The organism is Anaerobacillus alkalilacustris, assembly GCF_001866005.1.
GTDB classification, from domain to species: domain Bacteria; phylum Bacillota; class Bacilli; order Bacillales; family Anaerobacillaceae; genus Anaerobacillus; species Anaerobacillus alkalilacustris.
The window spans coordinates 95,693-109,135 of sequence record NZ_MLQR01000031.1; the positions used below are offsets into that span (position 1 = coordinate 95,693).

At 34.6% G+C, this 13,443-nt stretch carries 11 protein-coding genes and 1 other annotated feature (1 of these 12 running past the window's edge); of the genes, 3 read left to right on the forward strand and 8 right to left on the reverse strand.

The features are described 5' to 3' along the window. Positions 1 to 119: a binding site (T-box leader), on the reverse strand; it reaches 113 nt to the left of the window's first position. Between the two features lie 135 nt (positions 120 to 254). Together BKP37_RS13395 and BKP37_RS20170 are read left to right on the forward strand one after the other, a co-directional pair. Next, entirely contained in the window at positions 255 to 3,137 is a 2,883-nt protein-coding gene (locus tag BKP37_RS13395) for a transglycosylase domain-containing protein (RefSeq protein WP_084034705.1), read from the forward strand. A 414-nt stretch (positions 3,138 to 3,551) separates the two neighbouring features. After that, positions 3,552 to 3,701, forward strand: coding sequence for a hypothetical protein (locus tag BKP37_RS20170; protein ID WP_169823144.1), 150 nt, complete (start codon positions 3,552 to 3,554; stop codon positions 3,699 to 3,701). A gap of 189 nt (positions 3,702 to 3,890) precedes the next feature. Here BKP37_RS20170 and BKP37_RS13400 read toward each other — a convergent pair whose 3' ends face one another. From BKP37_RS13400 to BKP37_RS13420, 5 genes are all read right to left on the reverse strand, one after another. After that, positions 3,891 to 4,589 (reverse strand): 5'-methylthioadenosine/adenosylhomocysteine nucleosidase, encoded by a 699-nt coding sequence (locus BKP37_RS13400; RefSeq protein ID WP_071310116.1) that lies wholly within the window; start codon positions 4,587 to 4,589, stop codon positions 3,891 to 3,893. Between the two features lie 200 nt (positions 4,590 to 4,789). Continuing rightward, positions 4,790 to 5,557 carry a flagellar motor protein MotS gene (motS, locus tag BKP37_RS13405; protein ID WP_071310117.1) on the reverse strand — a complete coding sequence of 256 codons (768 nt, stop codon included), beginning with the start codon at positions 5,555 to 5,557 and terminating at the stop codon, positions 4,790 to 4,792. Beyond that, positions 5,547 to 6,359, reverse strand: coding sequence for a flagellar motor protein MotP (gene motP, locus BKP37_RS13410; RefSeq protein WP_071310118.1), 813 nt, complete (start codon positions 6,357 to 6,359; stop codon positions 5,547 to 5,549). Before motP ends, motS begins: the two co-directional genes overlap by 11 nt. A 98-nt stretch (positions 6,360 to 6,457) precedes the next feature. Next, positions 6,458 to 7,456 (reverse strand): catabolite control protein A, encoded by a 999-nt coding sequence (gene ccpA / locus BKP37_RS13415; RefSeq protein ID WP_071310119.1) that lies wholly within the window; start codon positions 7,454 to 7,456, stop codon positions 6,458 to 6,460. 542 nt (positions 7,457 to 7,998) lie between these two features. Then, on the reverse strand, positions 7,999 to 9,075 hold the full coding sequence (locus BKP37_RS13420) for a bifunctional 3-deoxy-7-phosphoheptulonate synthase/chorismate mutase (RefSeq protein ID WP_071310120.1): 1,077 nt from the start codon (positions 9,073 to 9,075) through the stop codon (positions 7,999 to 8,001). Positions 9,076 to 9,471: 396 nt separating this feature from the next. Here BKP37_RS13420 and BKP37_RS13425 point away from each other — a divergent pair, with 396 nt between their 5' ends. Further along, positions 9,472 to 11,640 carry a cell division protein FtsA gene (locus BKP37_RS13425; RefSeq protein ID WP_071310121.1) on the forward strand — a complete coding sequence of 723 codons (2,169 nt, stop codon included), beginning with the start codon at positions 9,472 to 9,474 and terminating at the stop codon, positions 11,638 to 11,640. Positions 11,641 to 11,749: 109 nt separating this feature from the next. On the opposite strand, the gene ytxJ is transcribed toward BKP37_RS13425, so the two are convergent. From ytxJ to BKP37_RS13440, 3 genes are all read right to left on the reverse strand, one after another. After that, on the reverse strand, positions 11,750 to 12,076 hold the full coding sequence (gene ytxJ / locus BKP37_RS13430) for a bacillithiol system redox-active protein YtxJ (protein WP_071310122.1): 327 nt from the start codon (positions 12,074 to 12,076) through the stop codon (positions 11,750 to 11,752). Between the two features lie 174 nt (positions 12,077 to 12,250). Continuing rightward, positions 12,251 to 12,712 carry a YtxH domain-containing protein gene (locus tag BKP37_RS13435; protein WP_071310123.1) on the reverse strand — a complete coding sequence of 154 codons (462 nt, stop codon included), beginning with the start codon at positions 12,710 to 12,712 and terminating at the stop codon, positions 12,251 to 12,253. A 58-nt stretch (positions 12,713 to 12,770) separates the two neighbouring features. Further along, positions 12,771 to 13,211, reverse strand: a complete 441-nt coding sequence (locus BKP37_RS13440; protein WP_071310124.1) for a DUF948 domain-containing protein — start codon at positions 13,209 to 13,211, stop codon at positions 12,771 to 12,773. Between the last annotated feature and the right edge of the window lie 232 nt (positions 13,212 to 13,443).

Genomic DNA, 13,443 nt, shown 5'->3' on the forward strand with positions numbered 1-13,443 from the left:
TTTGTTCACAGAGGAAGCTCTTGGAAGTAATTCATAAGTATTTTTGTACTGGTTTGCAGCTTCCACCAGCTCTCTAAAACAGGGAAATACTTACTACTGTCTCCATTCATAGCTTTGCCTTATTTAAATATATTATTGGTTAATTTTTATCAAAAAAATACCAACGTGTCAATATTTCTTTTTTCGTTAACGTTCAAACAATAAATCGACAATGTATGCTATAATATTTGTTGATTATGTAGGAGGTATTATTTATGGATAATAAACGGTCTGAACGACGCTTCTCAATCAATATGATTGCCAAATTTTTAAATGAAAAAAAGATATTTAAAAGCTTTCGTATAACATATCAAGTAGTTTGGAATTTACTGTTAATATTCATTATTTGCTTTGTTTCACTTGCTCTTTTTGTAGGTGGGGCAGGCGCAGGTTATTTTGCATCTCTTGTAATGGACGAAGAAATACGTAGCAAAGAAGAAATGAAAATGGATATTTACAATTATGAAGAAATTTCAGAAGTTTTCTTTGCAGATAACGTACTACTCGGTGCACTACCTTCTGAATTAGAACGAAGAGAAGTTCAACTAGAAGATGTCTCTGAACATTTGATTAATGCAATTATCGCAACAGAGGATGAGTATTTTTTCGAACATGAGGGAATTGTACCTAAAGCTATTTTAAGAGCAACTTATCAGGAATTTTCCAATTCCTCACTTCAAACGGGAGGAAGTACTTTAACACAACAGTTAATTAAGAACCAAATTTTAACAAGTGAAGTTTCATTTGATCGCAAAGCCAAAGAAATTCTGTTAGCTATGCGCCTAGAAAACTTTTTTGAAAAAGAGGAAATTTTAGCAGCATATTTAAATGTTGTCCCTTTTGGAAGAAATGCTAACGGAAGAAATATCGCTGGAGTTCAAGCTGCTGCTCAAGGGATATTTGGAGTTGACGCTAAAGACCTCTCTATTCCACAAGCTGCTTACATTGCCGGCTTACCTCAAAGTCCTTTTGGCTACACTCCATTTTTATCACAAGGTCGAGGTGTGAAAGAAAATTTAGATCCATCGTTAAACCGGATGAGAACAGTGTTAACGAGAATGCGAGAAAAAGGCTATATTAATGAAAAAGAATTTGAAAAAGCATTAAATTATGATATAAGAGCTAACTTAACGGACCCACTTCCTTCAACTCATCAAGAATATGGAGCACTTATGCAAGAAGCAGAAAGAAGAGCCATTGAAATATTCTCAAATAAGTTAATGGAAGATGACGAGGTAAACCTTAATGAAATAGAAGATCGTGATGAAAGAATAATATTACAAAGCCAATACCGTGAACAAGCTCGTCGTGACATACGCAGAGATGGTTATCAAATACACATGACCATTAATAAAGAAATTTATGATGCTCATCAAGAAGTAATAAAAAACAATAACTTATTCGGACCTGCTAATAAACTAGGTGAGCCTGAAGAAGTAGGAGCCATTTTACTTGATAATAAAACTGGAGCGATTATTTCATTTGTCGGGGGGCGAGACTTTCAACGGCAAAGCTTAAACCACGCTACTCAAGCGTATCGACAAAATGGGTCAACGATGAAACCATTATTAGCTTATGCTCCAGCCATGGAACTAGGCGCCATTCAACCAGGTTATATTATGGCTGACACACCATACTACTATAAAAGTAATCCTAATACTGAAGTAAGAAACTTTGGAAGAAATCATTTAGGATTAATGACTGTAAGAGAAGCTTTACAACGTTCGCGAAATGTACCTGCTGTAAAAGCTTTCAACATGATTCCTCAAGATTATGGACGAGAGTTATTACTAAAAATGGGAATTACTAATTTGGATGCTGGTGAACCATATGAGTCTACTTCTATTGGTGGACTTAAACATGGAGTTACTGTAGAACAAAATACCAATGCTTACTCTGTTTTTGCTAATGAAGGGAAGTTTATTCAATCATACATGATTGAAAAAATTGTAGCTAAAGATGGCGAAATTATTTATAACCATGAACATGAAGAAATTGAAGTTTTCTCTCCACAAACAGCGTATTTAACACTTGATGTGCTAAGGGATGTCCAAGTCTCTCCTGGTACAGCTCCAAGATTACCAGGAATGCTAAATTTCCGAACTGATCTTGCTGGTAAAACCGGTACAACGAGTGACACCTATGACTCATGGTACGTAGGGTTTAATCCAAACTTTACTATGGGTGTTTGGATTGGTTATGATACTAACAGTCCACTACAGGGACAGACTGGACCAAGAACACAGCAAATTTGGGCTAGTCTTGCTAATGCTGCACATAAGATTGATCCTGGTTTTATTGGTACAAACGAAAGGTTTAAAATGCCGAGTGGTATCGTACGTCAATCATTTTGTGGAGTAACTGGGTTATTACCATCTGACTTATGTCGGGAAGCAGGTCTTGTAAAAACAGATTTATTTAATGCTAAATATATCCCTAATAAGGTTGATAATAGCTTAGAAAGAGTAAATTTTGTAATGCTAAACGGTAATCCATATCTGGCATTAGAGAATTCACCACAAGAATTTACACAAAAGGGAATTTCAATTAAAGGTGACTTGTTTAAAGATATTAACAACATCTTAGATTCTCTCCCTAATAATTGGAATAAAATTATTCCAGACCAAACGGCTAAAGACAATGGAAAAACACCTAGTCGATTGACTACGGTCACCAATGAAAACGGAAATCTTAAGTGGAGAAAGCACCCTGATGACGATATCATAGGCTACCGAATCTACCGTGCTCCAAATGGGAGTGATAATTTCACACGTTATCAAAGCATTAGGTCGGATCAAGAGCTTTCCATCACATTAAGTAGCGGAGCCTTTGCCTACAAAGTAACTGCTGTTGATGTTGTCGGAAGGGAATCAGAACCATCATCTCTAATAATTACTGGAAATTGGCAAGAAACATTGTTAGAAGATGAAGATGATTCTGTAAATAAAAAAGATGAAAAAAAGAAAGATAATAAAAAGCCTCCTAAAAATGATGAGGAAAACAGCGGAGATGGGGACAATGAAATTCCAAATCCAAATGATAATATAAGCTTCTTTAATGAAAAACCCGGTTCACTTTCGAACCGGGTTTTAAGTTAATGTTAACAAGAATGCTCCAGCGCCTTGGTCACGAGCTCGTAGGCTACTTGCGCTAGACAGTTTGTAAATTAATGAATGTTATAATTGTTTATTTCCACTACTCTCATACTAAATATCGTTGGATGAAGACCAGTATCAACTATATTTAGACTTATCTAATCCATTCAGGCAATTATTAAATTCACTCAAGTAAAAAATTCAGAAATTTTCTATTAAAAAAGTAGAAGAATAAATGATAGACTTTAATTAGATCTATAAGTAATCCTAAGGAGTGTAAATGTTGATCTTTATCGTAAATATAAACAGTAATAAATTACCTAAACTAATCCCATTTATAAATATTGTGGTGGTAGATGGATCGCATTAGGCGGGGGAGGTTATGATATTTGGAGAGTAGTTCCACGAGCGTGGGCAATGGTTTGGTTAGAAATGACTAATCAACGACCTGAAACAAATTTACTACCTAACGAATGGATAAATAAGTGGAAAAGTGAATCGCCAAATGAGATGCCAACTACATGGGAGGATCTTATCACTTTACCCAGAAATACTCCGAAAAAATGAAATAAACGAAAGAAACAAAATCACAATTGTAACTGTACACGCTCATATACGTAATGACTTAAAAGAAAGAAAGTAGGTAAGTAGTTTTAAGTTTGTAAATTTGATACAAATCTAACCAATTAATTTATTCCACCCTTTGAAAGTGAAAAGTCAGTGGAAGCATTTACAGTTTTAGCTTCCACTGACCTTTCACAGTATTTTCTCTAGCATATTTTGAACAATAGTATAAGAACGTTCTGATGCGAGGTTAGTAAATTCGGTAAAATTAACATTTGCTTCACCATTTGCTTTGTCTGACATTGATCTAATCACAACAAAAGGTATATTATTTAGCATAGCCACATGTGCAACAGAAGCCCCTTCCATCTCCACACATTTTCCTTTAAATACTTTGCCAAGCTCTTCTACCTTTTTATGATCAGCAATAAATTGATCTCCACTTAATACCCTTCCTGTTACGACATTTACTCCTTCAAAACAACTTGAGGCTTGTTGAGCTAATTCTATAAGCTCAACATCAGCTGGGAAATCAGAAGAATAATCAAACATAGGTACTTCACCTTTTTTAAATCCTAATGCAGATGCATCAAGATCATGCTGGACTGCACTAGTAGAAATAACAATATCACCAATATTTAAATCATGGTCAACAGCACCTGCTACTCCTGTAAAAATAATTTTGGAAACAGAAAAGTGATCAATAAGAAGTTGAGTAGTAATGGCAGCATTGACTTTTCCAACCCCAGATTTACAAATCACTACGTCTTTTCCTTTAAATATGCCAACATAAAAAGTTATTGTCGCCTTTACAACTTCTTCTTTAAGTTCAATGCTTTCCTTAAATAATCTTATCTCTTCATCCATTGCTCCTATTATTCCAATTGCCAACTTTATGCACCCTCTCAAAATATTTTGACCCGACCTTTAGAGGTGGTTAACCCTTTAGGTTTTGCAGTGGTGTTTTACTGCCCCTTAAGAACCGAATAATTATGTAGTATATATATTATTTTGTTGCCCTCATCAATAACAACATTAACATTCTACCCTGTCTCAAAAAAAATATAAAGAAACCTAGGTAATACCTAGGCTTAATATAATTCATTTTCATTATAGTTAGGATCAGAGATAACAATAACAACACGGCGATTTTTTTGTAGGTTTTCCTTTGTTGTATTTGGAACAACAGGCCTAGTATCTCCATATCCTACTGCTAAAAATCGATAAGGAGCTATATCGTTATTTTCTATTAAGAAACGAATGACACTACTTGCTCTTGCCCCAGAAAGCTCCCAATTAGAAGGGTAACGGTAGGTATTAATTGGTCTACTATCAGTATGGCCTTCTACCTTAACTAAATTCGGTATCGTTTCAAGCAAAGTAGCTACCTTTGTTAAAAAAGGCTTTGCACCATCAAGTATTTGTGCTTCTCCTGTTTCAAATAATGTCCGCTCTTGAAGGACAAGAACTACTCCGCGGTCATCTCTAGAGGCTGAAATTACTTCATTCAACTGATTATCTATTAAGAATTGTTTCACTTCTTCATACAAGTTGTTTAATTCTTGATTAGTTAGTTCCTCTTTTAACACGTCCTTAAATGGATCGGTAACATCATCAAAAGGATCTCTTTTAATATCGATATCTTCAGCTGGATGATCGAAAGGAATTAATGATGGATAAAACTCAAACATAGCTCGTTGTTGAAAAGACTCAGCAACTGCACGAAATTTTGACGCATCAACAACAGACATGGAAAATAAAAGGATAAAAAAGACTAAAATCAGAGTCATTAAGTCAGAAAAGGTTACCATCCACTTTGGAGCACCTTTATCTTGCTTTTGCTGGCGCCTACGCTCCATCAACTGCCACTCCTTCATTCTCTTCAATGTCTCTTTGTTTACTTGTCTCAGGTAAAAATGCACTTAGCTTTTCTTCTAATATTTTAGGATTTTGTCCTGATTGAACACCAATAACCCCTTCAACGATAATTTGTTTTACAAATACTTCTTCTTCAGTCTTATTTGCTAGTTTACTAGCCATCGGAATAAAAACTAAGTTAGCAAGTAATGTACCATAAAGTGTCGTAATTAGGGCAATAGCCATATTGGGTCCTAAAGTTGCAGGATCATTTAAGTTTTGTAGCATTAATACTAAACCAATGAGAGTTCCAATCATTCCCCAAGCTGGTGCGTACTCTCCACACTTTTCAATAATTAGGCGTCCTTTCCTATGTCTTTCTTCAGTAGCAACAACCTCAGCCATCATAATGTCCTTAATAATATCAGGTTCAATTCCATCAACAGCTAATAAAACCCCTTTTCTAATAAAAGGATCGTCTACTTCCTCAAGCGAAACCTCTAAAGCCAAAAGTCCTTCCCGTCTAGCTTTTGTTGACAAATCAACAAAAGTATCAATTAACGTAGGTAAATCTTGTTGATCTTCTCGAAAGGCTTCACGAAGCACTTTCGGAACAAGTTTCACTTCAGCAAACGAGAAATTAATCATAATTGCGCCAACCAAACCACCAATTACAACCAAAACAGAAGATATATGGATAAAATATGCTACACCTGATGGCCCCGCATTATTTAATATCGCAAACATTATTGCTACAATACCAGCTACAATTCCTATTGGTGTCATTATGTCAAATTTTTTCATAAACCTCTCCCTAACTACAATACATGAGATATTTAAATATTAATGAGAGAACTTTAGCTTCTGCATGCCATCTAAGCAAAAACTAAAGTTTCTCACCATTATTTGGTTGATTGTCTAAATTCAATACGATGGGGTAATAAGACAACTTCGTCTGAAACCTCTTCCTTATTCATATACTTTGTTAACAAACGCATTGAAACTGCACCAATATCATACATTGGCTGAACAACAGATGTTAAAGTTGGACGAACCATTGCTGCTAACCTTGTGTTATCAAATCCAATTACCTCAATATCATTCGGTACATTGTATCCTTTATCTTGAGCACCATGAATAATTCCTAATGCCATTTCATCAGTACCTGCAAATATTGCTGTTGGACGTTCATTTAATCCTAAAAACATTTCCATTGCTTCAATTCCTGAATCATAAGTGTAATCACCAATCACAACATAATCATCATTAAAAGTGATATTCGCTTCCTCAATTGCTCTACGGTAACCAGCATACTTTTGGTATCCGTTTACTGGGTCTTCTAGTGAACCTGATAGCATAGCAACTTTCGTATGACCATTTTCTATTAAGAACTTTACTGCATCGTAAGCAGCTTGTTCATAATTAATATTAACAGAAGGAAACTCTTTTCCTGGATCGATAGTTGCCGATAATACGATTGGAACAGGTGAACGTTTAAATTGTTCTACATGTTCTTCCGTTATTTGACTTCCCATAAATACTATTCCATCCACTTGTTTTTCAAGTAGCGTATTTAAAAGATGAATTTCTTTCTCCTTATTATGATCAGAGTTACATAGGATGATATTGTATTTATACATTGTTGCTATATCTTCAATTCCTCTCGCTAATTCAGAGAAAAAGATACTAGAGATGTCCGGGATAATTACTCCAACAGTAGTTGTTCGTTTACTTGCTAACCCCCGTGCAACTGCATTAGGGCGATAACCTAGCCTTTCAATTGCTTCTAATACTTTCTTTCTTGTTGTTGGTTTTACATTTGGGTTTCCATTAACTACACGAGAAACGGTTGCCATCGATACTCCTGCTTCTCTTGCAACATCATAAATTGTTGTATTCACTGATACGTAAGCCTCCTCTATTTTACCAGTAATTGGTTTTCATATTTTCATGATTTTAATGCTATGATACGACACATTTAGGAGGTCTGCAATCACTTACTGTACTTATATCGACAAAAAACATTCTTTTTTTAGTTGAAATGAATATTTTCAATCTTAACAATTTATACCATTCGTGATTTCTAGTCCTAATGTTATTGTACACCACAATCGACAAAAGAGTGTATACTTGATTTGTTTTTCGTTTTATTTTTACAAATTTCGATTATTTATACAACCATTTTCTGTTAGAATATCTCCAATTGTGAATTCGTATACTTTTACTCATAAAATGAAGCGTATAAATATTTTTTCTATGCTAGTAATTTTCATTTCAACTAATTAATTACTGTTCCACTTATAGAAATATACAATTAGTCGCTAATTAGATATTTCACATTAACGTTTGTTACGCGGTGTTATGTCTCTAAATTGTGTATCCATAAGAATATATAGAAAGACCTTCCACATAATCTGCAGAAGGCCGTTAGTATCTATTATTTTTATAGTTTGTATAACCCTGAACCTCGGAGGTCATCCATAAACTTAGCAAATTGATCGAAATCCATTTGTTGCGCTGAATCGGAAAGGGCTACTGCTGGATCTGGATGTACTTCAGCCATCACTGCATCAGCACCAATTGCAAGTGCTGCTTTAGCAGTTGGAAGTAGTAGGTCTCTTCTTCCTGTCGAATGTGTAACATCAACTAATACCGGTAGGTGTGTTTCCTGCTTTAAAATTGGTACAGCCGAAATATCTAATGTGTTACGAGTTGCTTTTTCATACGTCCGAATTCCTCGTTCGCACAACATGATATTTCCGTTCCCTTTTGAAATAATGTACTCAGCTGCATTAATAAATTCCTCAATTGTTGCCGATAAACCACGCTTTAATAATACTGGTTTTTTAACTGAACCTGCCGCTTTTAGTAATTCAAAATTTTGCATGTTCCTTGCACCTATTTGAATTACATCAATATATTCAACAGCTAGTTCTATATCTTTAGGATCAACAATTTCACTAATAACTGCCATATTAAATTCATCAGCTACCCGCTTTAATATTTTTAACCCTTCTAATCCAAGTCCCTGGAAATCATAAGGAGAAGTTCTAGGTTTAAATGCTCCACCACGAAGCAACTTTACCCCTTGCTCTTTTAACACTTTAGCAACACTAGCAACTTGTTCATAGCTCTCTACTGAACAAGGTCCAGCAATTAAACGTTGCTTACCATCACCAATTGTCTCACCTCTAACATCAACAATTGTATCTTCAGGTTGTTTCTTTCTAGAAACTAATAAAGTGTTTCGACTATCATCTTCTTGGAGTTCTAGACTTAATTTAAAGATTTGTTTAAATATATGTTGTAACGTTGCGGTATCAAATGGGCCTTCATTCTTTTCTGCAATCATATCTAACATTTTTCTTTCACGGACTGGATCAAAACGATTTACACCCTGTGTTTTTTTTACTTGACCAATTTCTTGAACTAATTTAGCCCTTTCATTAATGATATTCAATAATTTAAGGTTAACATCATCTAACTTGTCTCTCAACTCTTCTAATTGTTCATTCCCCATTGTTACCACACTCCTCAATTAGTATTTAAAAGTTTTGAAAAATATGTTACATTTCTTATAAGTTAGGGATTATTATAAACGATTATAATTTACTTGTCACGACTTTTATCTTTATTGATTAAACGCTTTTAAGCGCTAAAGCGCTTTGATTATATATTACAATATCTTTATGAAACTATTATATTAATAGTAACAAACAAGAAAAGCGCAAGGCGCCCGCCTATCGGCGACAAACACTGGAAGACCTGCTCGTAGCGGTCGGGGTTTGACCGAAAGAGAAGGTCTGAAGTGATCGAGCCGATGGCGCCTGGAGCTAGACAGTTTCCAAGTTAGAAATTTATAAATTTTGATTATATTCAAAGTACTTTAAACAATTTATCTAAGTAGGTGTACTAAATGACATCACATTCTGATTTACCAATTTTCGGTTTAGATATCGGTACTCGATCTGTTGTTGGTTTATTATTGAAGAATAATAACACAGGATATGAAATTCTAGATATTGAAATTCAAGAACATGAAGATCGTTCGATGCTAGATGGACAAATTCATAATGTTCTTTCCGTCACAAAAGTCATTACTTCTATTAAAGAAAAGTTAGAGCAGAAACATGGACCTTTACATAAAGTATGTGTAGCAGCTGCAGGCCGCTCCCTAAAAACTAAAAGAGCAATTGTTGAACTTGACATATCAAAAAAACCAATATTTGAACACCAAGATATATTACATTTAGAACTTAGTGCTGTCCAAAAAGCACAATATGAAATAGCACAAGAGTATGAAGGAAAAAGTGTTAATTATTTCTGCGTTGGTTATTCAGTTTTATCCTATCAATTAGACGGAGAAGAAATTGGTAGTCTTGTTGATCAAAGCGGGTATGTTGCTTCAGTTGAAGTAATTGCCACCTTCTTGCCTAAGGTAGTTGTAGAGTCTCTACTTGCTGCTCTAAGTCGTTCTGGATTAGAGCTTGAAGCCTTAACACTAGAACCAATTGCTGCAATTAATGTTCTAATCCCACCTACAATGAGACGGTTAAATGTTGCACTTGTAGATATCGGTGCTGGTACTTCCGATATTGCCATCACCGATTCAGGTACTGTTACAGCTTATGGCATGGTCCCTATTGCCGGGGATGAAATTACTGAAGCAATTAGTGATCACTTTCTATTAGATTTTCCGGAAGCTGAAATTGTAAAACGACAATTAACATGGCAAGATGAAGTAGTACTTACTGATATTCTTGGTTTTGAAACTTCCTTATCAAAAGAAGATATTATTGAACCAATATCAAAAGCTATTAAAACTCTCGCTACCGAAATAACGACAGAAATTCTTAACTTAAATAAAAAATCACCCAAAGCTGTAATGCTAGTTGGCGGTGGCAGTCTCACTCCTAACTTAGCTCGATACATTGCCAACTCGTTACAATTACCTGAAAATAGAGTTGCCATTAGAGGAATTGATGCAATAAAGTCTCTTATTATTCCTGAAGATATAAAAGCTGGTCCAGAGCTCGTCACACCTATTGGAATAGCAATTGCAGCGAAAGAAAGTCCAGTTGAGTATGTAAGTATTAAGGTAAACGACCAAATCATTCGACTCTTTGATATTAAAAAGTTAACAGTGGGTGATGGGTTATTAGCCGCAGGTATAGAGCTTTCAAAACTATATGGTAAACCTGGCATGGCTATTATGGTAAAAGTAAATGAACGATTAATTTCGATTCCAGGCGAACACGGACACCCACCAAGATTAGAAAAAAATCACCAATCCTGTAGCCTAGATGCACCATTGAAAGACGGAGACACGATCATTGTTCAAAGTGGTGCCAATGGAAAAGATGCCAAGGCTACCATTGGTGATGTAATAGAAACACTACCAACGAAAGCAATATCGATAAATGAGAAAATGTATACTCTACAGGCAACTATCCTAAAAAATGGACAACAGGCACTACTAACCGAGAAAATTGTGGACCGAGATGAAATAATAGTCCAATCAGCTAATTCAATCGAAGAAGTACTGGCTTCATTAAAGTTGTATGATATGATCGAGCAAATAAAACCTTTTAACGTACATATTAATGGCAGCCAAGTTATTTTTAACAATGAAGACACATTAGTAAAAAACGGCAAAAAAACTACTAGGAATGCTCTAGTCCAAGATGGAGACTTTTTGTCGATAAAAATGAAAAGCCAACCATTCATCACTCTTGAAGAATTGCTTATTCACGAAAAAATTGAAGCTAGTTATTATATAACTGTATATTTCAATGGAGAATCCATTGAAATTTCCAAACCATTAGTCATTCCAAAACGAGGGGATGACTTGCTTACTGAAAAAAGTCCTATATACGCTGGGGATAGTCTAACAATCACCTTGAACAAAAAGGAGACATTTATTTTTCAGGACATCTTTCGATTTGTTGACTTCAACTTAACAGCCCAAGAAAATAAAACACTTATTATTTTAAGAAATGAAAAAGATGCTACTTTTTCAACTCCAATTCATACAGGTGATCACCTCGAAATAAAATGGGTGGAAAAGAAAAGTAATAAAAGCTAGGACAATTCCTAGCTTTTTACATAATCAGAATTTATAATTTTCTAACTCGGAAACTGTCTAGCGCAAGCAGCCTACGAGCTCGTTACCAGGGCGCTAGCGCTTATCTCGTTTATGTATTGGTGTTCTCTTTCAAGTTTTTATACGTAATATTCCAATGTGAAGTATGCCATATAACATTTTTGTTTTTAAACAGCAAAACTTGAGGACTTTCATGTTTAATTGCAAATTTCTCAGCTACTTCGTTGGAAAAAGCTCTTTCTTCTTGAACATTTAAGTAGTAAACCGATTCTTCTTGCTCAGTTGCAAATTTATTATACTCTTTAAGTGCTTCATGACTAATTGGACACGTGATACTATTTTTTAACAAAATTAATGAATTTCTTTCCTGTAGTAATTGATCTAACTCTTGGAACGATGTAAGCTTTATTAGCGTCATTCTTACTCTCCTTTTTTAGAAAACTTTAATTTTTCGCAAATCACTTATCAGTAGCGAAATCCTTAGTCTTAGTATCATTATCTTACATATTTACTTTGTATTTAGAAAATGAAGGCCTGTCGTTTCATTGACAGCCTTCATTTATTAAAAAACAAAATAACTATTCGATTAAATTTAGTCTTTAGTAGGTGCTACCTCTTCTTTGGCCTCATCATTAATTGTATCGTCTTGTACAGCAACTTCATTACGTACAGTTTCTACAATTTCTGAACTACTACTCCTTAGACCCTCGGTTAATTCGTCAGCAGATTGACTTATTTCCTCAACATCACGCTTTACACTTTCTGATAATTCTTTTACACGATCTAATAACTGTGAGGATTGCTCTGAAACTGCTTTGACAAGAGTTGAAGACTTTTCTTTTGCAAACGAAGCATATTCTGTACCTTTTTCAAATGCCGTATGAGTGATTTCATTAGTTTTATCACGGGCTGATTGTGCTTGGATATTAATATCTTCTCTTAACTCTTTTCCAGATTTAGGAGCCAGTAAAAGAGCAGATGCAGCACCAACTAATCCTCCAACTAATGCTCCAATTAAAAAATCTTTCGTGTTCATATTATTATCGTTACTCATGCATTCGTCCTCCTTATTATTGTTTTATTTTCACCTATAAAAAAATAGGATAATAGCTCTATTGAGTTTCAGACTTATGTTGTCCTGTTTCCTTTTTCGCCTTCCACTTTGCATATAAATCGATCATGACATTTCCCCATTGAACTGTCTGTGCAATATTATCAGATTGCTTATCTACTGTTTTAGAGACAGAATTAGACACTTTTTGGATGGAACGATTTAAACTACTTATTGATCCGCCCAGATCTTTCACAGAGTCAAACACTGTATTTAAAGACTTAGACTTCTCTTGAAAATCATCAGCTAACTGATTTGTTTTATGTATTAGTTCTGTAGTTTCCTTCGTGAGACCTTCCATTTGGTTATTTAATCGTTCCAATGTAATAGCAACGCCCATTAAAGTTTTTTGAACAGTACTTAATGTTTTAGAAACAAAAACGACTAATACTGTAAAAGCTATAGCTACAAGGGCAATACTTAAATACAATATCCATTCCATTGTACACACCCCCATTCTCTCTTCTTATCTATTATCTTATAAAACCTATACCCTTTACAAAATATTCTAAACGTAGTAATGGTATACTCTCCTAGTATTAGTTTTATTTGACTTTCTATATACTAGCATTTCTTTACTTATTCTACAAAACATCTAGTTTTCCTCTCAAAAAAACTAAGTGTTTTAGGAAAATCAATAATTTGCATCCTAAACTCAACTTAATTTTCACAAA